We start from the raw sequence: 23,141 nt of genomic DNA, 5'->3' as shown, positions 1-23,141 counted from the left end.
CAATCAAAGCTCTCTACGAACGATTGCCGCACCTGCACTCAACGCCCTCAGCTTGCCGCTGGCCACCGCACGAGGCAACGGCGCCATGCCGCAGTTGGTGCACGGGTAGAGTTTGTCGGCGTCGACGAACTGAAGCGCTTTTCGCAGGGTGTTGGCCACTTCCTCGGGGGTCTCGATGGCATGGTTCGCCACGTCGATAGCGCCAACCATCACCTTCTTGCCGCGGATCAGCTCGATCAGGTCCATGGGCACATGGGCGTTGTGGCACTCCAGCGAGACGATATCGATGCTGGACTTCTGCAACTTGGGAAAGGCTTCTTCATACTGGCGCCACTCCGAGCCCAGGGTCTTTTTCCAATCGGTATTGGCCTTGATGCCGTAGCCATAGCAAATATGCACGGCCGTTTCGCACTTGAGCCCTTCGATGGCCCGCTCCAGGGTGGCAACGCCCCAGTCGTTCACTTCGTCGAAGAAGACATTGAAGGCAGGTTCATCGAACTGAATGATGTCGACGCCGGCCGCTTCGAGCTCGCGAGCTTCCTGGTTGAGGATCTTGGCAAATTCCCAGGCCAGTTTTTCACGGCGTTTGTAGTGCGCGTCGTAGAGCGTATCGATCATGGTCATCGGGCCTGGCAGCGCCCACTTGATCGGCTGCCCGGTTTGCTGGCGCAAGAACTTGGCATCCTCGACGAACACCGGCTTGCGCCGCGCCACGGCGCCCACCACGGTCGGCACGCTGGCATCGTAGCGGTCGCGAATTCTCACCGTTTCGCGCTTCTCGAAATCGACGCCGTCGAGGTGTTCGATGAAGGTGGTGACGAAGTGCTGACGGGTTTGCTCACCATCGCTGACGATATCGATACCCGCCTGCTGCTGTTCATGTAGAGACAAACGCAACGCATCCTGCTTGCCCTCGAGCAACGCCTCGTCTTGCAGTCTCCAGGGCGACCACAGCGTCTCGGGCTGTGCCAGCCAGGAGGGTTTGGGCAGGCTGCCAGCGGTTGAGGTAGGCAATAGTTTTTTCATCATGAATGACCTTGCACTTGCAATGCTTTAGAGGCCGCAGCGCGCGGCCCATTGTTCGAGAACAGCCTGGTAGGGCTTGATGAAGAACGCTTCGGCGAACTGGCCCTGCTCGACGGCCAGGCGGCTGCGTTCCGCACGGTCATAGACGATGCGCGTCAGCGAGTAATCCTGGTGCTGCAAACTGGGCTGGTAGCATTTTCCGGCCGCCGAGTTGGCGTTATAGATTTCCGGCCGGTAGATCTTCTGGAAGGTATCCATCGTGCTGACGGTGCTGATCAGTTCGAGGTTGGTGTAGTCAGCCAGCAAGTCGCCTGCAAAATAGAACGCCAAGGGCGCTGCGCTATTGGGCGGCATGAAGTAGCGAACCTTCAGGCCCATCTTCTGGAAGTAGTCGTCGGTCAGCGAGTATTCATCCTGCTGGTACTCGATACCCAGCACCGGGTGCTGGTTTTCGGTGCGATGGTAGGTCTTGCTGCTCGACACGCTCAGGCAGATGACCGGCGGTTTGGCAAAGTGCTCTTTGTAGGCACTGGAATTCACGAAACGCTTGAACAGCTTTCCATGCAGTTCGCCAAAGCCTTCGGGGGTAGAGAAGCCGCGTTGCCCTTTGTTGTGCCCCAGCAGCAGGACGCTGAAGTCGTAATCGCGCACGTAGGAAGAAAAGTTGTTGCCGACGATGCCATCGACACGCGCCTGGGTTTCGCGATCGACCACCGTGGTTTTCAAGATTTCAATCAAAGGCAGCGCGGGTGCGCTGTGCTGGGTATCGACACGCAACTCGACGGAAATGATTTCGAGCTCGAGGGTGTAGCGATCGCCATTGGGGTTATCCCAGTGCGCCAAGGCATTGAAGCGATTGTCGATCATCTTCAAGGTATTGCGCAGGTTCTCCTGGCGGCGGGTGCCCCTGGCCAGGTTGGCAAAATTGGTAGTGATACGCGTGTTGTCCGCCGGGCGATAGTGCTCATCGAAGCGGGTGCGTTTGATGGTAAATGCAAACTCGTTGCTCATTGGCTATGACACCCTGGTCCCTGATTTTCTTTCCCCCGACAACCCGAATGCAGCGGCATGCTGGATGGGCGGCGTGTTCCTGTGGGGGAAATTCGATGGGAGGATTGTCAAGAAGCGAGATTAATGAGGCAATCTCATTTTATTTGCGAGAAACAGTAATTTTACTCAAGTTAACCCTGGCAGAAGCAGCCATGGCAGGAAGCGCAAAGGCGATGCCGTGGCTTCGCCCCTCGCCTCTCATAGCAGCACGCTGCGCATCAACGGCGAAATCGAACGGAGGTTCAGGAAGTCAGCGCTTGCGCTCGCGGGCACACCGCTGCCGGGTGTTTGAACGACTGCTGCCACGCCAGTTGAGCCTGGGCGTTGGCAGCAGCATCCATGACCTTGGCTGCCCAATTTGCGTCCTGAGGGTCTACCACCACGACGCGGAAGCCGTGGTCATCGCCCTCGATCCCGACGCCTTCGGAATCGTCCACGTGCAGATCGATATCGAAGGCTGGCGGGTACTTCGATGGCGTGTTGGCAAGCCCGCGCACATCCACCACTTTCTGGTGCCGGACACTGTTGACCACGCCGTCGACGTGGATGCCGTAGAGCATCAGCCAGCGGCGGATGTAGGCCGGGGTACGCCCCGAAGAGGTGTAGATCCAGATGCTGCAGCCCTGACGGCGCAGGTCGCGCATCAACGAGCGCGTGCCCTGACGCAGCGGCTCACCCAGCCAACGGTGGACGCAGTCCGGCAGCTTGCTGTTTTCAGCATCGGCATGGTGAGGCAGGCAGGCGAGCGTATCGTCGACATCGAACGAAATACGCAGGCGCGGGCGCTTGAACTTGTGCTCGATGGCTTGCCAGGCGCGTCGCCCGCTGGCCCTTCCGTGCTTCAACATTGCGAACCTTTCCATCAGTGTTTCCCCTGGCTGATCGATGCGAGCGTATCGCCCAGGAAGAATTTGTCGGTTTCAGGCGCCTTCGCTTCCAGGAAGGCCGCGTATTTCTTCTTGATCTTGGGTAACTCGTACAACGCCTTGACACCATGCTTGGCCGAGTTGCGGATGACCGAGGACGGATTGAAGTAACCCTCGGCGTTATCCAGCGTCAGCACGAACGGTGGCAGCCCTGCGCGCATCAACAGGTAGCTGACGATCAGCGACCCGGTGCGGTTATTGCCTTCGATGAACAGTTGCGGCTTGCTGAGGATCCGTACGTAGACACCCGCCGCGCGCTTCCAGATCGAATCGCTGCCGTACGAGCAATACCAGTTGTAGAGATCCTTGATGCCACCTTCCACATTGTTGAAAAAGTGCGCCTCGGTCGCCTCCAGGTGCTGGGCGAACTCCCGACGGCGGGCGGGATCCGTACCGCACAGTACCGTGGCATTGATTTCCAGCATCTTGTCCAGTTGCTGCAGAGCGAACAGGTCGACGCCGCGCGCGACATATTCGTCAATCAGCGCATAACCTTCAACCACATTCAGCAGTACCTCATCGGTGAATGGGTCGCGTGGCTCGGTGAACTGTTGGCTAAGTTCGGCGAAACTGCGTTGAACCTCGCGCAGTGCGCGCTCTACGGCCGGCAGATCGAGACGACGTGTCACACGCATTGGAAATCCTGGGAAACACTTTCGCGAAAGGTAAAGTGGCCGGATGTTTCAGCCATCCTGGCTGAAGCATCCGGCCACCGTGCACAGGGCGGGTTCAGCTGAACTTGCCGCTGATGTAATCGGAGGTCAGTTGCTCGCGCGGGTTCTGGAAGATCTGCGCGGTGGGGCCCATCTCGACCAGATAGCCGGTGCGCGAACCCTGCGAGATATCGACCGAGAAGAACGCCGTGGTGTCGGCCACGCGAATCGCCTGCTGCATGTTGTGGGTGACCAGCGCGATGGTGTAGTCCTTCTTCAGTTCCACCATCAGCTCTTCCACCCGACGGGTAGCGATCGGGTCGAGTGCCGAGCACGGCTCGTCGAGCAACAGCACTTCCGGCTCGGTAGCGATGGCGCGGGCGATACACAGGCGCTGTTGCTGGCCGCCGGACAGCGACAGGCCGCTGACCTTGAGCTTGTCCTTCACTTCATCCCACAGCGCGGCGCCTTGCAGGGCGTGCTTGACGCGGTCGCCCAGGTCGCCCTTGTAGCGGTTCAGGCGCAGGCCGAAGGCGACGTTGTCGAAGATGCTCATCGAGAACGGGTTCGGCTGCTGAAACACCATGCCGATATAGCGGCGAACCACCACGGGGTCGACGCCCTTGCCATAGACGTCCTGGCCAAGGAAGTGCACGTGGCCTTCGAAGCGGAAGCCCTTCACCAGGTCGTTCATGCGGTTCAGGCTACGCAGCACGGTACTCTTGCCGCAGCCGGATGGACCGATGAAGCCGGTGATCTCGTTCTTGCGGATCGGCACATGGCTGTCGCGAACGGCCATGAAGTTGCCGTAGAAGATCTTGTCCAGCTTGCAATCCATGACGATTGGCACTTCGCTGGCCACGGGAGCAGTTCGTTGCGCAGTGGATACGTTCAAGTTCGTATGCTCCCTATCTCAATACTTGGGCTTGCCGAAAATACGGCTCAAAATGTTTACAACCAGCACGATCATCACCAGTACCAGCGAGGCCGCCCATGCGAGCTCGATCTGGTTGTCAAAAGGCATGCCGGAGAAGTTGTAGATCAGTACCGCAAGCGATGCCGTGGGGTTCATCACCTCAAGGCTGTTGTCGTGGTAGATCCAGTAGTTGCTGAACAGCGCGGTGAACAGCAGCGGCGCGGTTTCACCCGCTGCACGGGCCACGGCCAGCATCACGCCGGTCAGGATGGCCGGCAGGCCGGTTGGCAGGATGATCTTCCAGACCACCTGGGCGCGGGTGCAACCCATGCCATAGGCCGCATCTTTCATGATCTTGGGCACCATCTTCATCGCCTCTTCGGCGGTCAGCACCACGATCGGCAGCATCAGCACGGCCAGCGCCACGCCACCCGCTGGGGCCGAGTAGGTACCGGTGGTCATGACCACCAGTGCATAGGCGAACACACCCGCCAGGATCGACGGCAGGCCGGTGAGCATCTTGGCGGCGAAGCGGGCGGCGTTGGCCAGCTTGCTGTCCGGGCCGAGCTCGGACAGGAAGATCGCCGCCAGGATACCGACCGGCACGGCGATGGCCGCTGCGATACCGACCATGACGAAGGTACCGACCATGGCGTTGCCGAAGCCCCCGCCCATCTCGAAACCGGTGGGTGGCAGCTCGGTGAACACCTCCAGGCTCAGGCGAGCGCCGCCGCGGGTGATCAGCATGTACAGCACGGAAATCAGCGGCACGCTGGCCAGCAGGGCCACGCACCAGACCATGGTGGTCAGCAGCAGGCTGCGCAGCGAGCGCCCTTCGAAGCGGCGTTGCAGGCTGGGCATTTCTTCTGCCGGGGCGCTGAGGTTGGGCACTGCCGCGGCCGGGGTAGTGAGTTCGCTCATTATTTGTTACCCCGCTGGGCGTAGAGCATGATCATCGAACCAAGCACGTTCACCAGCAGGGTGATGAACATCAGTACCAGTGCGGCATACATCAGCACCTCGATCTCGCTCGGGCCGGCTTCGGGGAAGTTCAGTGCCAGCAGCGCCGCCAGGGTGTTGGCGGGGGCGAACAGCGAGACGGTGATGGTGTTGGCGTTGCCCACCAGCATGGCCAGGGCCATGGTTTCACCCAGTGCACGGCCCAGGCCAAGCACCAGGGAGCCGAAGATACCGGTGGCGGCGGACGGCACCATTACCCGCAGGATGGCTTCCCAATGGGTGGTGCCCATGCCGTAGGCGGCCTGCTTGGTCTTCATCGGTACGCTGGTCAGGGCGTCCTGGGACACCGCAGCGATGGTCGGCAGGATCATGATCGCCAGCACCAGCGCCGCCGGCAGCAAGCCAGGGCCGGCCAGGGAAGTACTGAAGAAAGGAATCCAGCCAAGCTCGGTGTTGAGCCAGGTGGTCAGTGGTCGAATCGCCGGGATCACCACATAGATGCCCCACAGGCCGTACACCACGCTAGGGATGGCGGCGAGCAATTCGACGATGGTACGGAATACGGCGGCAAGTCTTGCCGGGAGGAAATCCTGAGTGAGGAAAATGGCCATGCTGACGCCGAAGAAACCTGCGATCAACAAGGCAATCAGGGCGCTGTAGAGCGTACCCCAGATGGCGGGCAGGATACCGTACTTGCCCTGGTTGACGTCCCATACGCTGCCGAACAGCACGTCGAAGCCGTGCTTTTCCATGCCAGGGAGTGCCTTGTGCCCTACTTCGTAGATCAACGCGAAGACCAGCGCCAGCACCAACACCACGCCGATACGCGCAAGCGCACGGAACGTGCGATCAACCAGGAAATCTTTCCTGGACGGCGGCTGGCAGGCGGAGTCTGGATTATCCGGTATGGCAAAAGGAGTGTTCATTGGCTAATTCCGGAACAAAGGAAAAACACCCCCGGGGTGACTGCAGATCACCACCGGGAGCGCCTAAAGGTGTTACTGGATGTTTTGAGCAGCTTTGCGCACTTCGGCAATCACCGACGGCGGCAGCGGGATGTAGCCCATCGAGTCGGCAATCTTCTGGCCTTCGGTCAGGCTGTATTCGATCATGTCACGCATGGCCTTGGCCTTGGCTGGGTTGCCGTTGTCCTTGCGGAAGATCATCCAGGTGTAGGTGGTGATCGGGTAGGACTTGGCACCTTCCGGGTCAGGCAGCCAGGCCACCAGGTCAGCTGGCATCTTCACCGCAGCCAGGGCTTCTGCGCCGCTTTCGGCGTTGGGTACGACGTATTGGCCAGCCTTGTTCTGCAGTACCGCGAAGTCGACCTTGGCCAGCTTGGCAAAGCCGTACTCGATGTAGCCGATCGCGCCTGGAGTCTGGCGGACGGTGGCGGTGATGCCATCGTTCTTCGGCGACTTGATGAACTTGTCGGTAGCAGGCCAGTTGACGGTGTTGCCTTCGCCCAGGGTGCTCTTGAAGTCGGCATTGATGGCCGACAGGTGCTTGGTGAAGACAGCGGTGGTGCCGCTGGAGTCGGCACGCACGACAACGGTGATCGGGGTAGCCGGCAGTTTCAGCTCAGGGTTGGCGGCAACGATTTTCGGGTCGTTCCACTGGGTGATCTTGCCCAGGAAGATGTCCGAATACACTTCACGCGACAGCTTCAGGCCTTTCGGGTTGCCTGGCAGGTTGTAGGCCAGGACGATTTCGCCAGCGGTCATCGGCAGCAGTTGCACGCCTTCGCCGACCTTGGCAATTTCTTCTGGTTTCATGGCCGAGTCGCTTGCGGCGAAGTCGACGGTCTTGTTCAGGAAGTCCTGGACACCCGCGCCGCTACCTTTGGATTGGTAGTCAACGGTCACACCGTCGGTCTTCTTGCTGAAGTCCTTGAACCAGGTGAGGTAGATCGGCGCTGGGAAGCTGGCACCGGAACCGGTCAGGCGGACGTTCTCTGCAAAGGCAGAAGTGGTGCAAAGAGAAACCGTAACGGCGAGTGCGGCAGATTTCATCAGGCGTATCATTGAAAAGCGCTCCGTGTGTTGGCCCGGCACACTTTGCAGCAGCTTCATTACAACTTTATGAACGTTACGTGGCGAGCAGGCAATTTGCCTGCTCTGCCCCTCTAGCGCAGGGCTTGTGCGGGGTTCATGTCACTCGCCGGTCATGTAACGGCGGTATCAATTAGCCATATTCCTACAGCGAGCCCCGCCAATGTCGTCGATCGAACACAGCCTGATACACCGCATCCACCGTGAGCTGCTCGACCACAGTGATGAAGAGCTGGAGCTTGAGCTTGCCGAGGATAACCACGCCCTGGACGCCCTGTTCGACGCGCATGTCGAGGACGGCAGCGACAAGGCCGCACGGCGCACCTACTTTCGCGAACTGTTCCGCCTGCAAGGCGAGTTGGTGAAATTGCAGAGCTGGGTGGTCAAGACCGGCCACAAGGTGGTGATCCTGTTCGAAGGCCGCGATGCTGCCGGCAAGGGCGGCGTGATCAAGCGCATCACCCAGCGCCTGAACCCTCGTGTATGCCGCGTGGCCGCCCTGCCCGCGCCCAACGACCGTGAACGCACCCAGTGGTATTTCCAGCGTTATGTGTCGCACCTGCCGGCAGCCGGCGAGATCGTGCTGTTCGACCGCAGTTGGTACAACCGCGCGGGCGTGGAGAAGGTCATGGGGTTCTGCAACGACGACCAGTACGAGGAGTTCTTCCGCACCGTGCCGGAGTTCGAGCGCATGCTCGCCCGCTCTGGCATCCAACTGATCAAGTACTGGTTCTCGATTTCCGACCAAGAACAGCACCTGCGCTTTCTCAGCCGCCTGCACGACCCGCTGAAGCAGTGGAAGCTCAGCCCCATGGACCTGGAGTCGCGCCGCCGCTGGGAGGCCTACACCAAGGCCAAGGAGGTCATGCTCGAGCGCACCCACATCGCCGAAGCGCCCTGGTGGGTGGTGCAGGCCGACGACAAGAAGAAGGCGCGCCTGAACTGCATTCACCACCTGCTGGCGCAAATGCCTTATGAAGAAGTGGAGATGCCGAGGGTCGAGCTGCCCCAGCGCGTGAGGCAGGAAGACTACACGCGCAGCCCGACGCCTGAAGAGATCATGGTGCCGCAGGTCTATTGAGGCCTGCCCCTCAAGGCTGAGCCAACCAGGCCTGGAGCTGCTCGTAGGACGCCGTAGCACCGCCGCACACCACCATCAGGACCTGGTCGTAGCGCGACAAGGCCTCGCCCTGGTACGCCACGGCAAGCGCCGCGCCACAGGCAGGTTCGACCAGGATGCGCTGGTCGTGCAGGAAACGCTCGCAGGCCTGGAGTGCTTGTCGGTCACTGACCACCAGACTTTCGATGGGATGCGTCTGCGCGCAGGCGAAGGCCTGGTCGCACACCTGCTTGGCGCCCAAGGAGGTGGCCACGGAGGTGATCGCCTCCAGGGCCACCGGCTTACCCGCCAACGTGGCCGCGTGGAACGAGGCTACGCCCTGGGTTTCCACGGCGATCACCGGCACATCGTTCCAACCGTTGCGCTGCAAGCCCTCGACCACCCCGCTCAGCAACCCTCCCCCGCCAACGGACAACACCACGGCATCGGGTTTGTAGCCGGTGCTGGCCACCTCGTCGATCATCGTCGCGTGGCCTGTCCAGAGCAGCGGGTTGTTGAAGGGGTGAATAAAGGCATCATCCGGGCCGATCAGCGTCTGCGCCAATTCGTTGGCCTCCTGCCAGGAGCCGCCATGCACGATCACCTCTGCGCCCTCCATCTGCAGCAGCTCCTTGGCGCGCTCGGTGGTGGTCTGCGGCACCACCACCACGACCGGCACCCCCAACTGGCGCCCGGCATAGGCCACGGCCAGCCCGGCATTGCCGCCCGAGGACGACACGAAGCGGCGGGCGCCCTTGGCGCGATAAACCTCGCAGGCATGGCCGACACCGCGCAGCTTGAACGAGCCGCAAGGTTGCAGGGCATCGAGCTTGAGGTGAACGGTGCACTGGGCGGCGGCACTCAGGGCACGGGATTCGATCAGGGGCGTATTGATATGCAGGGTCATCGGGCTGCGCGTCTCGTGGCGGGAATGGGGTTCGCAAGCATACCTCGCGTTGCGCCGCCCAGGCGCATGGCCGAGGCTTATTGTTGCTTCACGCCCATCTCTGCCCGGGGCGCCACCTCGCGGGTCGCATACCAGCACAGCAGCGAGCCGACCGTCACCAGCACGGCGCCTTGCCAGAACTGCGGCGTCAACGCCGCCCCCAGCCAGACCATGGCGAATGCGGCAGACACCACCGGGGCGAAATACGAGGCAGTGGCCAGCAAGGTCAGGTTGCCGCGGGTAATGCCGATGTTCCACAAGCCATAGCCTCCGCCCACCGCCACGGCCGCCACGAGCAGTTCCAGGCTGCTGGCGAGGGTGAAATCGTGGATCTGCTCGTCGCTCAAGGCGTACTTGGTCCACAGTGCGCAGGTGGTGAGGATGAAGAAGAACGCCACCTGGTTACCGGCGCCGGCGTAGCGCCGGGTGACGTTGCAGTACAGCGAGAAGCTCAGCGCACAGACGAACGCCAGCCCGAAGGCCAGGGGGTTGGCGCTGACGCTGGTGACCAGGCGCTCGAGCGAAAGACCCTCGCCGGCCACCACCCACAAGATGCCGAACAGCGCCAGCAACGACCCTGGCACGATCATCCAGCGGGCGCGCTGGCCATTGATCCAGATCGACAGCAACACCGTAAGCGCAGGCCACAGGTAGTTGACCACGCTCACCTCCACCGCCTGGGTATCGCTGCTGGCATAGCCCAGGGCCAACGACATGCTCACATCGTAGGTCACGAACAGCGCGCCGCCCATCAGCAGGTACGGTATGGGCGCCGAGCGCAGGCGCGGCTTGCCGAGCACCACCAACAGCAACAGCGTGCCCAGCGAATAGATCATCGCCGCGCCACCGGCCGGGCCGAAGGTGGAGCTGATACTGCGGATCAACGCAATCGACATGCTCCACATGGAGATCGCCAACAAACCACACATCGTGGCGCCACGCGCACTGCTTATCATCGCCAGGCCTCGGAAAACGGGCGCAGAAGATACTACAAAAGCCGGGGCCTGATGCCAGGCAATCAAGCCAAACTGGGGCCGCTGTGCGGCCCCTAGCGGCTTAACTGACTAGCACTGGGCAGCGTGTCAGATCACCGATTTGAGCGGGATCGGCCCCTGCAAGCGCGTGAGCAGCGTTTCGCAATACCAGTCGTCGAACTGGCACACACCGTTTTCGGCAATTTCCGAGAAAGGCCCCGGCTCATAGGTCGGTGAGGAAATACCCGCCTGGGTGCCCTCGACCAGTTGCCGGTCCTGGTCGTTGGTGGCCAGCCACACCTTGGTCAGGCGCTCCAGGTCGTAGTCCACGCCTTCCTTGGCGTCCTTGGGCACCAGCCACTTGGTGGTGACCAGGGTTTCACCAGGGCCGATGGGCAAAACACGGAAGCTCAGGGCGTGGTCGCCGAGGAAGTGGTTCCAGGTAGAGGGGTAGTTGAAGTACAGCAGTGCGCCGATATCCGGCTCGCCGCTGTCGTCCAGGCGCCCGGCGACCGCAGGCTTGCCATCCATGGTGTAGCTCACCGCCCCCGCCGACAGCGGAATGCGCGTCATGCGATAGCGCCCGTCAGGGTCCATGACCAGACGGCTGGGCATGCCGGCCGCCTCGCAGCGCGCCCAATGTCCAGCCAGCTCAGGGTCTTCTTCCCCGCCTACGCCCGCCACGGACAGGTTCTCGACGAAGGAATTCATCAGCTCGGGGTGGGTGCCATCGCAATGGAAGCATTCCCGGTTGTTCTCGAACACCAGCTTCCAGTTGCCCTTCTCGATCAGGTTCGACTCGAAGGCCACTTTGCAGTTTTCGAGTTTGTGCGGCGCGATGAACGGGCTTACTGCACTTCTGAAACGCTCGAAGTCCGGGGCGCGCTCGGCGACGCAGACATAGATGTAGGTGTGCACGATCTCGCAGTGCACGGTCTTGAGGTTGTATTGGGTTTTGTCGAAGTTCGCGCCCATGTTGCCGGCGAACAACAGCGAGCCATCGAGCTCGAAGGTCCACTTGTGATAAGGGCAGACCATCTTCGCCACCTTGCCCTGGGCGTGTTCGCACACCTTGGCGCCGCGATGACGGCAGGCATTGTGGAACGCCCGCACCTGCCCATCCTTGCCCATGACCACTGCCACCGGGTAATCGCCGACCTGCAAGGTGAAGTACTGGCCCGGCTTCTCGATTTCGAAGGTGTGCCCGGCGAACACCCAGTCCCTGTGCCAGATCTGCTCGAGGTCCTGGCGATACACTTCAGGGTCCATGTACAGCTCGCGCGGCAGGGCATGGCGAGCCTTGCGCTTGCGGATCAGGTCGACTACGGAAAGCTTGCCGCTCATTGTCATCCTCCACTCATCCCCCTTCAGGCACAGGGTCGATGGTCGTTTGCCTTGTCATTGTCGTAGGGCTGTTTCGCAATACGAGCATTGCGATTTTTTTCCCAAGGCTAGGGAAGTGCCGCAACAGCGACAAACGACTTTTTCACGTGCAAATGGATAAGCCGACGTTATCAATCGCAGGCAAGGCGCACCGGTCAGCGCTCGAACTTGGACAGTATCCAGTCCCTCACCCTGCCACCCACCTCGTCATCCACCGCCTGCTCGCGGCACGCCAGGTAATGCAGGCTGTTGCGCAGGGTCATCCGTTGCTTCACCGGCTGCACCAGCACACCCCGCTCGAGCATGCCTTCCACCAGTTGGTTCCACCCCAGGGCGATACCTTGGTGGCTCAGCACCATGTTGATGATCAGGCTGTAGTCGTTGGCGTTGAGAATCGGCGGGGCGCAGGCGGGACGCTCGTCCAGGTCGATGTTCTGGAACGCGAACCACACGCCCCAGTCCACGTGTTCGGCCACCCCGGAGCGGCCGATGGGGCTGAGGTTCAACAGTGCCGCATCGCGAATGCCTTCGAGGGTGTTGATATCGGGGTGCTGCTCGAGAAACAGCGGCGTACAGATGGGGTAGATGACGTCATGGCACAGCGGGTAGCTCTTGTAGCCCTCCGCGACCTTGGGGATCTTGGAAATGATGATGTCCGGTTCCACGCCCGGCTCCATGTTGACGAAGTTCTGCGTGGCCACCAGGTTCAAGTCGATATCCGGGTTGTTGGCGCGAAACTCCGGCAGGTGGTGCGACAGCCAGAATGCGGAAAAGGCCGGCGAACAGCAGAGGGTCAACACATGCTTGTGCACGGGCGTGCTGCGGATGCGGTCCGCCGCCTGGGCAATGTTGACGAACGACATCTGCGCCGCCTCGAAGAAGATCGCCCCGGCGGGGGTCAGTTCCACCGCCCTGCCCACCCGCACGAACAACTGCGCGCCAAGAAACGCTTCCAACTCACGAATCTGCCGGCTGATCGCCGCCTGGGTCACGCACAGCGCTTCTGCGGCGCGGGTGAAGCTTTCGTATTTGGCGGCGGCAACGAACGCCTTCACTGCACGCAGCGACGGCATGCGCAGCAACAAGGTGTCTGGATCGGCGTGCTTACCCAACATACGTGGCGTCCTTACATTCGGCTTGTCTGGGTTCGAGGGTAAACCAGCGCTTGCAGCGTCACCAGCGAGCATGTCGCAGCGAACGCCATAACGTCGTAGCCAAGCCAGGCATAACCCCAGGTTATCCGTGACCCTTCGGAAATGTCGTTGGAACAGCGCCCGCCGATGGCGATAGATTTTAAGAAAGCCCCAACACGGGCAACAACAATAAGAAGGCACGCTCATGCACATCACTTCTGGTTTCACTGCCCTGACTTTGAAAGCGCAAGCGCGCGACAGCCGCTTCCGATAAAAACAGGTGGGCGAACATGACCAACTCCGATGAAATTCTCTCAGTCAAGAACATCTACAAAGTTTTTGGCCCACAACCGCGCCTGGCCATGGACCTGCTGCGCTCGGGCGCCAGCAAAAGCGAAGTCTTCGAGAAAACCGGCCACGTCATTGGCGTGTTCGATGCCAGTTTCTCGGTAAAGCGTGGCGAGATCTTCGTGATCATGGGCCTGTCGGGCTCGGGCAAGTCGACGATGGTGCGCCTGTTCAATCGCCTGATCGAGCCGACCTCCGGCAGCATCTACCTCAACGGCCGCGAAATCACCGGCCTTGACGACAAAGCCCTGCTGGATGTGCGACGCAAGGAAATGGGCATGGTGTTCCAGTCCTTCGCCCTCATGCCGCACATGAGCGTGCTGGAAAACACCGCCTTCGGCCTGGAGGTCTCTGGCGTCAAGGAGTCCGAGCGCCACGCCCGGGCCCGCGAAGCCCTGGCCCAGGTGGGCCTGGCCGAACACCAGCACAGCTACCCGCACCAGCTCTCCGGCGGCATGCAGCAGCGCGTCGGCCTGGCTCGCGCGCTGGCCAACGACCCGACCATCCTGCTGATGGACGAGGCCTTTTCCGCGCTGGACCCGCTGATCCGCAGCGAGATGCAAGGCGAGCTGATTCGCCTGCAAGCCGAGCAGCAACGCACCATCATCTTCATTTCCCACGACATTGAAGAAGCCATCCGCATCGGCCATCGCATCGCGATCATGGAAGGCGGCCGGGTGGTGCAGATCGGCACCCCACAAGAGCTGATCAACCAACCCGCCAACGACTATGTGCGCACCTTCTTCAAAGGCTTCGACAGCTCGCGCATCCTCAAGGCCGGCGACGTCGCCCAGTGCTCGCCAGAGCAATACTGCCGGGCCGACGCAAAAGCGGCGCGCTTCAAGGCCTGCGACGAGTTCGACTTTCTCATCGACGAGCGCGGCCACCTGCTCAGCGTGGTCGACACCACCAGCAAGGGCCAGGCGTCCTCCCACCACTACTTCCTGCACGAACAGCAGCCGGTCTACACCGACACACCGCTGCACGAAGTCCTGGATATCGCCGCTGCACTTCCCTACCCGGTGCCCGTGCTCGATCGCGAGGGCGCCCTCAAGGGCGCGCTGTCCAAGAACCGTCTGCTACAGACCCTGAGCCGCAACTGATCGCACCCGCCGCCCGTTGCGCTTCGACGACCTGCGCGTCGCTTGATGAAGAGGTTACCTGCAATGTCCGAGTTCAGTCTTCTCGACCCGTTCCAGTCCGCCAGTATCCCCCTGGGCGACTGGGTCACCAGCACCCTGGAGTTCCTGGTGCACAACTTCCGCGATGTGTTCCGCGCCATTCGCTGGCCCATCGACCAGGTGCTCAACGGCATCGAATTCACCTTGCAGAGCATCCCGCCGAGCATCGGCATCCTGCTCTCGACCCTGTTCGGCTGGCAGCTGGCGGGCAAGCGCATGGCGCTGCTGTGCTTCGTCACCTTGACGCTGCTGGGCCTGATCGGCGTGTGGTCCGAGTCGATGACCACCCTCGCGCTGGTGCTGACCTCGGTGTTCTTCTGCGCGGTGCTCGGCATTCCGCTAGGCATCCTCTGCGCCCGCAGCGACGGCCTGGAGCGAGTCATCCGCCCGCTGCTGGATGCCATGCAGACCCTGCCCGCGTTCGTCTACCTGGTGCCGGTGGTGATGCTGTTCGGCATCGGCAACGTGCCCGGCGTGCTGGTGACCATCGTGTTCGCCCTGCCGCCTCTGGTGCGCCTGACCAACCTGGGTATCCGCCAGGTGCCCGAAGACAAGATCGAAGCGGCCCGCGCCTTCGGCTGCACCCCGTGGCAGATGCTGTCGCGGGTGCAACTGCCCTTGGCCACCTCGACCATCATGGCCGGGCTCAACCAGACCCTGATGCTGTCGCTGTCGATGGTGGTGATCGCCTCGATGATCTCGGTCGGCGGCCTGGGCCAGATGGTGCTGCGCGGCATCGGCCGCCTCGACATGGGGCTGGCCACGGTCGGCGGGGTCGGCCTGGTGCTGCTGGCCATCTTCCTCGACCGCCTGACCCAGGCCATGGGCGACCGCAGCAGCGCCGACCCAAGCCTGCGCTGGTACCACACCGGCCCCGTGGGCGCTGTGTGGCGCCTGTTCGGCGCGCAACCGCAGGTGCCGCGGCGCAAGCTCTCCTGACACTGAAGCAATCGATTCGCCGTATTCCACTCCCTCCACACAAGGCCCGAAACGATGTCAAAGCTCACTGTCCCCAAGCGCTTCCTGAAAAGCCTCGTTGCACTCACCCTCGCTGCCAGCGCGCTACTCGCCCACGCCTCGCCCGAGCGCCCTGGCGAAGGCACCAAGGTCACGCCGATCTTCCCGTCCATCGCCGAGGAACGCTTCCGTGGCGAGGTGGCCATGGCGGGCCTGCGCGAGCTCGGCTACAAGGTCCAGGAACCGAAGGAAACCGAATACGGCGTGATGATGGTGGCCCTGGCCAATGGCGACGCCGACTTCACCGTGCACCTGTGGGAGAACCTGCACGCCAAGTTCTACCAGCAGGCCGGTGGCGACGAGGTGATGGTCAAGGTCGGCGAGATCCTGCCCGGCGTGCTCCAGGGCTACCTGATCGACAAGAAGACCGCCGAGCAATACAACATCAAGTACATCACCGACCTGAAGAAGCCCGAAATCGCCAAGCTGTTCGACACCAACGGCGATGGCAAGGCCGACCTGACCGGTTGCAACCCCGGCTGGGGCTGCGAACTGGCCATCGCCCACCACATGAAGGCCTACGACCTGGAGAAAAGCATCCAGGTCAACCAAGGCTCCTACTTCGCCCTGATGGCCGACACCATCGCCCGCTACAAGGAAGGCAAGCCGATCCTCTACTTCACCTGGGTCCCGCAGTGGATCGCCAGCGTGCTGGTCGAAGGCCGCGACGTGGTCTGGCTGGAAGTGCCCAAGACCGACCTGCCGGGCGGCGACAACACGGTCAACACGATGTACCAGGGCAAGAACCTGGGCTTTGCCATCGACAAGATTGTGGCGGCGCTGAACAAGGACTTCGCCGAGAAGAACCCAGCAGCGGTCAAGTTCCTGTCGCTGGTGCAAATCAGCACCCAGGATGAGAGCGAGCAGAACCTGAAGATGCAGAACGGCGAGAAAAAGCCGGCCGACATCGAGCGCCACGCCAAGGAGTGGGTCGCCGCCCACCGCCAGCAGTTCGACCAATGGCTGCAGGCCGCCCGCTCTGCCGCCGAACCGTCCAACTGACCGCCCCGCTGATCAAGTGAGAGTGCCGTAGTCATGAATGCATCGCCCTACTCAATTCCCGCCGATGCCCGGCGGATCGACCCCGCACGCCGCCGCGCCAGCGCGCTCAAGCCCGATGGTTCGGTGGACGACAACGACCGCGCCGAAATCGGCCCCACGCCCCTGGCGTTCGCCGAATGGCAACGCCTGGGCCTGCAACCACCGCACCTGCCGACGATGCGCGAGTACCGCCTCGAACGCCTCAAGCAGCAGTTGCTGGCACGCGAGCTGGGTGGCCTGTTGCTGTTCGACCCGCTGAACATCCGCTACGCCACCGACACCACCAACATGCAGCTGTGGACTACCCACAACCCGGCCCGCGCCTGCTTCGTCGCCGCCAGTGGCCACGTGGTGCTGTGGGACTTCCATGGCTGCGACCACTTGAGTGCGCACCTGCCCCTGGTCAGCGAACTGCGCAGCGGCGCCTCGTTCTTCTACTTCGAAACCGGCGAGCGTACCGATGAGCATGCCCGCCGCTTCGCCGGCCAAGTCGATGAGCTGTTGCGCAAGCATGCCGGCGGCAACCGGCGCCTGGCGGTCGACCGTATCGAGCTGGCCGGGGTGCGTGCACTCGATGCGCGGGGTATCGAGCTGTGCAACGGCCAGGCGGTGACCGAGCTGGCACGGGCGATCAAGGGCCCCGATGAAATCAAGGCGATGCGTTGCGCGGTGGCGTCCTGCGAGGCGTCGGTTGCCGAGATGCAGCAGGCGATGCGCGCTGGGCTGACCGAAAACGACATCTGGTCGGTGCTGCATGCGGGCAACATCCGCCGCGGCGGCGAGTGGATCGAGACACGCATCCTCAGCTCCGGCCCGCGCACCAACCCCTGGTTCCAGGAGTCTGGCCCGCGCGTGTTGAGCGACGGTGACCTGGTGTCGTTCGACACCGACCTGATCGGCGTCTACGGCATGTGCGTCGACATGTCCCGCAGCTGGATCTGTGGCGCTCTGCAACCCACGGCGCAGCAGAAGCACCTGTACCGCATCGCCCATGAGCACATCAGCCACAACATCGAGCTGGTCAAACCCGGTATGCGCTTCAGCGACATGACCGCCCTCGCCCACCGGCTGCCGGAACCTTACCGAGCACAGCGCTACGGCATCATCTTCCACGGCGTAGGGCTGTGCGATGAGTACCCGAGCATCCGCTACCCGGAAGACCTCCAGGCCTACGGCTACGACGGCGAACTGCAAGCGGGCATGGCCTTGTGCGTCGAGGCGTATGTCGGGGAAGTGGGAGGCAAGGACGGCATCAAGCTGGAAAACCAACTTCTGGTGACCGAAAACGGCTATGAATTACTGACGCACTACCCCTTCGAGGACAGTTTCCTCAACGACTGATTCATCGAACAACGGATAACACCGAGTTATCCATTCGCACCCGGAAATGTTGCTGGACGCTCCCGTCGCCCAGCCATAAATTCTGTTCAAGCCCGCCATCAACTCTCGCGAGCAAGAACACTAACTCATCGATAACTTGCACATTCAAGCGAGCGGTCGAGCCTGCGCGAAAGAGTGCCAACATGAAGAACATGACGAATACCCTCAGCACAACTTTCGCCGCTCGAAAACCTGCACTTGCAGGGCGCGATGATACCCAGGCCAGCACTTCGCATGTGGGCTTTCTGTTGCTCGACCATTTTTCATTGCCCTGTTTCACGCAGTCGCTCGATGTATTGGTCACGGCCAACCTGATCACCCCCGGCACCGTCCAGGTCCACACCTTCAGCCATACCCATGCCGAAGTCATGAGCGACCTGGCGATCCCGATCCGCCCGGACACCCCGCTGACCGACATTCGCCTGGCCAACCTCGACCTGCTGGTGATCTGCGGCGGGCTGCGCAGCCCAAGGGCCGTGCCCGCCTGGCTAGGCAGCCTGCTGGGTCGCCTGGCCAAGCTGCCCATGGCCCTGGGCGGCCTGTGGAATGGCGCCTGGTACCTGGGCAAGGCCGGGCTACTGGACGGCTACCGCTGCACCATTCACCCCGAGCAGCGCACGGCCTTGTGCGAGCAGGCGCCTGGCACCCAGGTGTCGTTCGACACGCTGGTGTTCGATGGCGACCGCATCACTGCCGCCACCCCCGCCGGGGCTTTCAGGATGATGCTCAAGTGGCTGGAGACCTGTGCCGGTCGCGCCCTGGCCAATGCCGTCGCCGAGGTGCTCGACTACGACCGCTCGCGCCTGCGTGGCACCCACGCCAGCCACCTGCACGGCCCCCTGCGCGAAGTCATCCTGCTGATGGAGTCGAACCTTGAAGACCCGCTCGACCTCGACCAGCTGGCGCACTATGCCGGCCTGTCCCGGCGGCAGATGGAGCGACTGTTCCGACATAAACTTTCAACTTCGCCGCAGAAACACTACTTGCACTTGCGCATGATCGAAGCGCGGCGCCTTATTCAAAATTCCAACCTTTCAATCGTCGAAGCGGCCTTGGCCTGCGGCTTTGTTTCCAGCAGTCATTTCAGCCGAACTTATCACGCACTTTTCGGACATCCACCGTCACGGGAAATACGCCATGACCTTTAACCCGTGGCCATCGAACGCTGTGCCGAAAGTTTGGATAACTCCAGGATCATTCAGATGACTTCAGTCACTTCATTGCCTGCCGACGACCATTCGTGCGGCTGGTACCACCTGAGCAAACAGCGCCAGCCCACTGCCGCTCATCGCGGCCACAGCCACGCCCCCTGGGTCATCGTCGGGGCCGGGTTCACGGGGCTGGCGGCGGCACGTGAACTGGCGACCCGGTTCCCCGACCAGGCCATCATCCTCGTCGATGCCCAGGAAGTGGGCTTCGGCACCTCCGGGCGCAACGCAGGCTTTGCCATCGACCTGCCCCACGACATCGGTGCCCCTGACTACATCGGCGACATCACCATTGCCAAGAAGACCCTCAAGCTCAACCTCAGCGGCCAGAACCACCTGAAAGACCTGGTCGCGCGCCACGGCATCGACTGCCAACTGCACAACTGCGGAAAATACCAAGCCGCCATCGAGCCCAAGGGCATCGCCATCCTCGATGCCTACCGCAGCGGCCTCGACAAGCTGGAGCAGCCGTACCAGATGCTCGAGGCCCAGGACCTGCCCGCGCACATCGGCACCCACTTCTACCGCAAGGCGCTGTTCACTCCCGGCACCTCGCTGGTACAGCCATCGGCGCTGGTCAAAGGCCTGGCAGACACCCTGCCCGGCAATGTCAGCCTGTTCGAACACACCCCCATCACTTCGGTGGACTATGGCCGCAAGAGCGTGCTCAAGCACGCCCACGGCACCATCACCGCCGACAAGCTGATCCTCACCAACAACGCCTTCGCCATGAGCTTCGGCTTTCTCAAGGGGCGCATGCTGCCGGTGTTCACCTACGCCAGCCTCACGCGCCCACTCACCGCCGAAGAACAAGCGCGGCTGGGTGGCAAGCCGTACTGGGGCCTGATCCCCGCCCACCCGTTCGGCACTACGGTTCGGCGCACGCCCGACAACCGCATCCTGGTGCGCAACAGCTTCAGCTTCAACCCCAGCGGGCGCAGCGACCCCAGGTACCTGGCGCGCGTCGCCAGGCGTCATGCGGCATCGTTCGAGCGGCGCTTTCCCATGCTGCCGGGCGTGCCGTTCGAATACACCTGGGGCGGCGCGCTGGCCTTGTCACGCAACCATGAAGGCTATTTCGGCGAACTGCGCCCCAACGTCTACGGCGCCCTGTGCTGCAACGGGCTAGGAGTCACCCGCGGCACCGCCACCGGCAAGCTGCTCGGCGAATGGCTGGCCGGCGAGCGCAGCGAGCTGATCGATTTCGTCCTGGGCGCCGTCGGCCCCAACGCCAACCCGCCGTCGCTGCTGGTGTCGGTGGGGGTGAACCTGAACTTGCAGTGGGGCCAGTTCAAGGCGGGCCGCGAGGCCTAGACCGCACGTTGTGCCCTTCCACGGCGCTGTTTTCCCTTACCGACAGTACAAGGAGCGATAGAAGTGAAATTCCAAGGCATCTACACCCCGGCAATCACCCCGCTGGCCGCAGACGGCACGATCGACAAGGCGGCGTTCAGCGAAGTCCTCGAGTACCTGGTCGACTCCAAGGTCCACGGCATCATCATTGGCGGCTCCACCGGCGAGTACTACGCCCACACGGCCCAGGAACGCCTCGCGCTGGTCGCCCAGGCCAAGGATGTGCTCAACGGTCGCCTGCCGCTGATCGTCGGTACCGGTGGCATTCGCACCGAAGACGCCGTGGCCTTCGCCACGCACGCCCGGGAAACCAGGGCCGACGCGTTGCTGGTCGGCACCCCGCCCTACGCCCTGCCGACCCAGCAGGAGATCGCCCTGCACGTCAAGGCGGTGGATGCGGCCGCCGACCTGCCGATCATGCTCTACAACTACCCCGGCCGCATGGGCGTAAGCATGGGCGAGGCATTCTTCGACGCCGTGGCCGAGGTGCGCAATGTCGTCGCCATCAAGGAAAGCTCCGGCGACATGAACCAATTGCACCGCCTGGCCACCCAGCACCCGCACATCCAGTTGTCGTGCGGCTGGGACGACCAGGCCCTGGAGTTCTTCGCCTGGGGCGCCAAGAGCTGGGTCTGCGCCGGCTCCAACTTCATCCCGCGCGAGCATGTGGCCTTGTACGAGGCCTGCGTAGTCGAGAAGGACTTCGACAAGGGGCGCAAGATCATGGCCGCCATGATGCCGCTGATGGATTTCCTCGAAGGCGGCAAGTTCGTCCAGTCGATCAAGTACGGCTGCACGCTCGCCGGCCTGAAGACCGGTGGCGTACGCCAGCCGTTGCACGACCTGGATGCCGCCGAGAAAGACGCCCTGGCAGGCGTCGTCAGCGAACTCAAGCGCACCATCGCGCAGATCACCGCAGGAGCCTGAACATGGCTGAACTACTGAGCAAGGCCCAATACGCAGCCATCGCCGCCGCGCTGCAACCACGCACCCAGGCGTTCATCGACGGCCAGTTCCGCGATGCCCTCTCGGGCGACACCTTCGTCACCCACAACCCCGCCACCGGCAAGCCGCTGGCCGAAGTCGCCGCCTGCGACGTCAATGACGTCAACCTCGCCGTGGCCGCGGCCAAGCGCGTGTTCGAAGACGGCACCTGGTCGAAGCTGCAACCCGGCGAGCGCAAGCACGTACTGCTGAAGTTCGCCCAGTTGCTGGAAGACAACGCCCATGAACTGGCGGTGCTGGAAAGCCTGGACAGCGGCAAGCCGGTCAGCGAGTGCCAGAACGTCGATGTGCCGGAAACCCTCCATACGATTCGCTGGCACGCCGAGCTGATCGACAAGATCTACGACAGCACTGCCCCCACCGGCAATGCCGCCGTGACCATGGTGGTGCGCGAAGCCATCGGCGTGGTCGGCCTGGTGCTGCCCTGGAACTTCCCGCTGCTGATGCTGGCCTGGAAGATCGCCCCGTCGCTCGCCGCCGGGTGCTCGATCGTGGTCAAGCCGGCCAAGGAAACCACCCTCAGCGCCCTGCGCGTCGCCGAACTGGCCCACGAGGCGGGTATTCCTGCCGGCGTATTCAACCTGGTGCCAGGCGGTGGCCGCGAAGTGGGCGAAGCCATCGGCCGCCACATGGACATCCCCATGGTCAGCTTCACCGGCTCCACCGACACTGGCCGCCTGTTCCTGAAATATGCCGCCGAATCCAACCTCAAGCGCATCGTCCTGGAGCTGGGCGGCAAGAACCCGGCCGTGGTCATGAACGACTGCGAAGACCTCGACGAAGTGGCCCAGTTCGTCACTGCCGGGGCGTTCTGGAACATGGGCGAGAACTGCTCGGCGTCCTCGCGCCTGATCGTGCACAAGGACGTCAAGGACGAGCTGCTGGGCCTGATCGCCAAGCACCTGAAGGACTGGAAACTGGGCGATCCGCTCGACCCGGACAACCGCCTGGGCGCGATGGTCAGCCCCGCGCACTTCGACAAGGTCAGGTCGTACCTGGAGCACGCCGCCGAGCAAGGGCTCAGGGTGGTGCACGGCGGCGAGACCGAGCAAGGGGTGTTCGTGCAGCCGACCATCGTCGATGGCGTGCCCCGCGACAGCAAGCTGTTCCTCGAGGAGATCTTCGGCCCGGTGCTCAGCGTGACCAGCTTCACGACCCTCGATGAAGCCATCGCGTTGGCCAACGACACCGTCTACGGCCTGGCCGCCTCGGCCTACACCGGCAGCTTGCGCAATGCGCTGCGCCTGTCGCGGGAAATTCGTGCGGGCGTAGTGACCGTGAACTGCTTCGGCGAAGGCGATGCCTCGACGCCGTTCGGCGGCTACAAGGAATCCGGCTTCGGCGGTCGCGACAAGTCGATCTGGGCCCATGACCAGTACACGGAGCTGAAGACCATCTGGATCAACGCTTCGTGTCCTGCGCAGTAGCTGTGCTGTTCTAACGGCAAATTGGGGCCGCTTCGCGCCCCTTTCGCGGGCGACCCATCATTAC

The 23,141-nt window shown here is 62.5% G+C and carries 22 protein-coding genes; 9 read left to right on the top strand and 13 right to left on the bottom strand.

Going from position 1 to position 23,141, the window contains the following annotated elements; translation table 11 throughout:
- Positions 1-3: 3 nt before the first annotated feature.
- The 8 genes from RAC97_RS13935 to pstS all read right to left on the bottom strand — a co-directional run bounded on the left by RAC97_RS13935 (position 4) and on the right by pstS (position 7,555).
- Positions 4-1,026, bottom strand: a complete 1,023-nt coding sequence (locus RAC97_RS13935; protein WP_375099054.1) for a methionine synthase — start codon at positions 1,024-1,026, stop codon at positions 4-6.
- 27 nt (positions 1,027-1,053) lie between these two features.
- Positions 1,054-2,037: a DUF1852 domain-containing protein gene (locus RAC97_RS13930; protein ID WP_375099053.1), complete on the bottom strand. Its 984-nt coding sequence runs from the start codon at positions 2,035-2,037 to the stop codon at positions 1,054-1,056.
- Between the two features lie 281 nt (positions 2,038-2,318).
- Complete coding sequence (locus tag RAC97_RS13925) at positions 2,319-2,939, bottom strand: hypothetical protein (RefSeq protein ID WP_375099052.1); 621 nt, start codon at positions 2,937-2,939, stop codon at positions 2,319-2,321.
- On the bottom strand, positions 2,939-3,637 hold the full coding sequence (locus RAC97_RS13920; RefSeq protein ID WP_375099051.1) for a hypothetical protein: 699 nt from the start codon (positions 3,635-3,637) through the stop codon (positions 2,939-2,941). The genes RAC97_RS13925 and RAC97_RS13920 overlap by 1 nt, the downstream gene beginning before the upstream one ends.
- Positions 3,638-3,731: 94 nt before the next feature.
- A complete protein-coding gene (pstB, locus tag RAC97_RS13915; RefSeq protein WP_218187278.1) occupies positions 3,732-4,493 on the bottom strand; it encodes a phosphate ABC transporter ATP-binding protein PstB in 762 nt (253 codons plus the stop codon).
- A gap of 75 nt (positions 4,494-4,568) precedes the next feature.
- Positions 4,569-5,492, bottom strand: a complete 924-nt coding sequence (pstA, locus tag RAC97_RS13910) for a phosphate ABC transporter permease PstA (protein WP_375099050.1) — start codon at positions 5,490-5,492, stop codon at positions 4,569-4,571.
- On the bottom strand, positions 5,492-6,457 hold the full coding sequence (gene pstC / locus RAC97_RS13905; protein WP_375099049.1) for a phosphate ABC transporter permease subunit PstC: 966 nt from the start codon (positions 6,455-6,457) through the stop codon (positions 5,492-5,494). The genes pstA and pstC overlap by 1 nt, the downstream gene beginning before the upstream one ends.
- 72 nt (positions 6,458-6,529) lie before the next feature.
- Positions 6,530-7,555: a phosphate ABC transporter substrate-binding protein PstS gene (pstS, locus tag RAC97_RS13900; RefSeq protein ID WP_375099048.1), complete on the bottom strand. Its 1,026-nt coding sequence runs from the start codon at positions 7,553-7,555 to the stop codon at positions 6,530-6,532.
- Positions 7,556-7,745: 190 nt separating this feature from the next.
- On the opposite strand from pstS, the gene ppk2 reads away from it, so the two are divergent.
- Positions 7,746-8,663 (top strand): polyphosphate kinase 2, encoded by a 918-nt coding sequence (gene ppk2 / locus RAC97_RS13895; RefSeq protein WP_375099047.1) that lies wholly within the window; start codon positions 7,746-7,748, stop codon positions 8,661-8,663.
- A gap of 10 nt (positions 8,664-8,673) precedes the next feature.
- On the opposite strand, the gene RAC97_RS13890 is transcribed toward ppk2, so the two are convergent.
- The 5 genes from RAC97_RS13890 to RAC97_RS13870 all read right to left on the bottom strand — a co-directional run bounded on the left by RAC97_RS13890 (position 8,674) and on the right by RAC97_RS13870 (position 13,409).
- Positions 8,674-9,588, bottom strand: coding sequence for a pyridoxal-phosphate dependent enzyme (locus RAC97_RS13890; RefSeq protein ID WP_375099046.1), 915 nt, complete (start codon positions 9,586-9,588; stop codon positions 8,674-8,676).
- A gap of 77 nt (positions 9,589-9,665) precedes the next feature.
- On the bottom strand, positions 9,666-10,583 hold the full coding sequence (gene yddG, locus RAC97_RS13885; RefSeq protein ID WP_375099045.1) for an aromatic amino acid DMT transporter YddG: 918 nt from the start codon (positions 10,581-10,583) through the stop codon (positions 9,666-9,668).
- A 126-nt stretch (positions 10,584-10,709) separates the two neighbouring features.
- The gene (locus RAC97_RS13880) at positions 10,710-11,945 is read right to left on the bottom strand and encodes an SRPBCC family protein (RefSeq protein ID WP_375099044.1); all 1,236 of its coding nucleotides are present in this window, start codon (positions 11,943-11,945) and stop codon (positions 10,710-10,712) included.
- 194 nt (positions 11,946-12,139) lie between these two features.
- A complete protein-coding gene (locus tag RAC97_RS13875) occupies positions 12,140-13,096 on the bottom strand; it encodes a LysR family transcriptional regulator (RefSeq protein WP_375099136.1) in 957 nt (318 codons plus the stop codon).
- 181 nt (positions 13,097-13,277) lie between these two features.
- A complete protein-coding gene (locus RAC97_RS13870; RefSeq protein WP_375099043.1) occupies positions 13,278-13,409 on the bottom strand; it encodes a hypothetical protein in 132 nt (43 codons plus the stop codon).
- On the opposite strand from RAC97_RS13870, the gene RAC97_RS13865 reads away from it, so the two are divergent.
- The 8 genes from RAC97_RS13865 (at position 13,408) to RAC97_RS13830 (ending at position 23,077) form a co-directional block, all read left to right on the top strand.
- Positions 13,408-14,568, top strand: coding sequence for a glycine betaine/L-proline ABC transporter ATP-binding protein (locus tag RAC97_RS13865; RefSeq protein WP_375099042.1), 1,161 nt, complete (start codon positions 13,408-13,410; stop codon positions 14,566-14,568). The genes RAC97_RS13870 and RAC97_RS13865 overlap by 2 nt on opposite strands.
- A gap of 63 nt (positions 14,569-14,631) precedes the next feature.
- The gene (gene proW / locus RAC97_RS13860; RefSeq protein ID WP_375099041.1) at positions 14,632-15,585 is read left to right on the top strand and encodes a glycine betaine/L-proline ABC transporter permease ProW; all 954 of its coding nucleotides are present in this window, start codon (positions 14,632-14,634) and stop codon (positions 15,583-15,585) included.
- Between the two features lie 54 nt (positions 15,586-15,639).
- Positions 15,640-16,665, top strand: coding sequence for a glycine betaine/L-proline ABC transporter substrate-binding protein ProX (proX, locus tag RAC97_RS13855; RefSeq protein ID WP_375099040.1), 1,026 nt, complete (start codon positions 15,640-15,642; stop codon positions 16,663-16,665).
- A gap of 33 nt (positions 16,666-16,698) precedes the next feature.
- Positions 16,699-18,045 carry a dimethylsulfonioproprionate lyase DddP gene (gene dddP / locus RAC97_RS13850; RefSeq protein ID WP_375099039.1) on the top strand — a complete coding sequence of 449 codons (1,347 nt, stop codon included), beginning with the start codon at positions 16,699-16,701 and terminating at the stop codon, positions 18,043-18,045.
- A 182-nt stretch (positions 18,046-18,227) separates the two neighbouring features.
- Complete coding sequence (locus RAC97_RS13845) at positions 18,228-19,232, top strand: GlxA family transcriptional regulator (RefSeq protein ID WP_375099038.1); 1,005 nt, start codon at positions 18,228-18,230, stop codon at positions 19,230-19,232.
- Positions 19,233-19,286: 54 nt separating this feature from the next.
- On the top strand, positions 19,287-20,606 hold the full coding sequence (locus tag RAC97_RS13840) for an NAD(P)/FAD-dependent oxidoreductase (RefSeq protein WP_375099037.1): 1,320 nt from the start codon (positions 19,287-19,289) through the stop codon (positions 20,604-20,606).
- Positions 20,607-20,669: 63 nt separating this feature from the next.
- Positions 20,670-21,572 (top strand): dihydrodipicolinate synthase family protein, encoded by a 903-nt coding sequence (locus RAC97_RS13835; protein WP_375099036.1) that lies wholly within the window; start codon positions 20,670-20,672, stop codon positions 21,570-21,572.
- A 2-nt stretch (positions 21,573-21,574) separates the two neighbouring features.
- Positions 21,575-23,077 carry an aldehyde dehydrogenase gene (locus RAC97_RS13830; protein ID WP_375099035.1) on the top strand — a complete coding sequence of 501 codons (1,503 nt, stop codon included), beginning with the start codon at positions 21,575-21,577 and terminating at the stop codon, positions 23,075-23,077.
- The last annotated feature ends 64 nt before the right edge of the window (positions 23,078-23,141 follow it).

Source organism: Pseudomonas sp. LS_2 (assembly GCF_042709235.1).
GTDB lineage: Bacteria > Pseudomonadota > Gammaproteobacteria > Pseudomonadales > Pseudomonadaceae > Aquipseudomonas.
The sequence above is the reverse complement of the archived record's forward strand: the minus strand, read 5'-3'. Positions and strand labels throughout refer to the sequence as shown.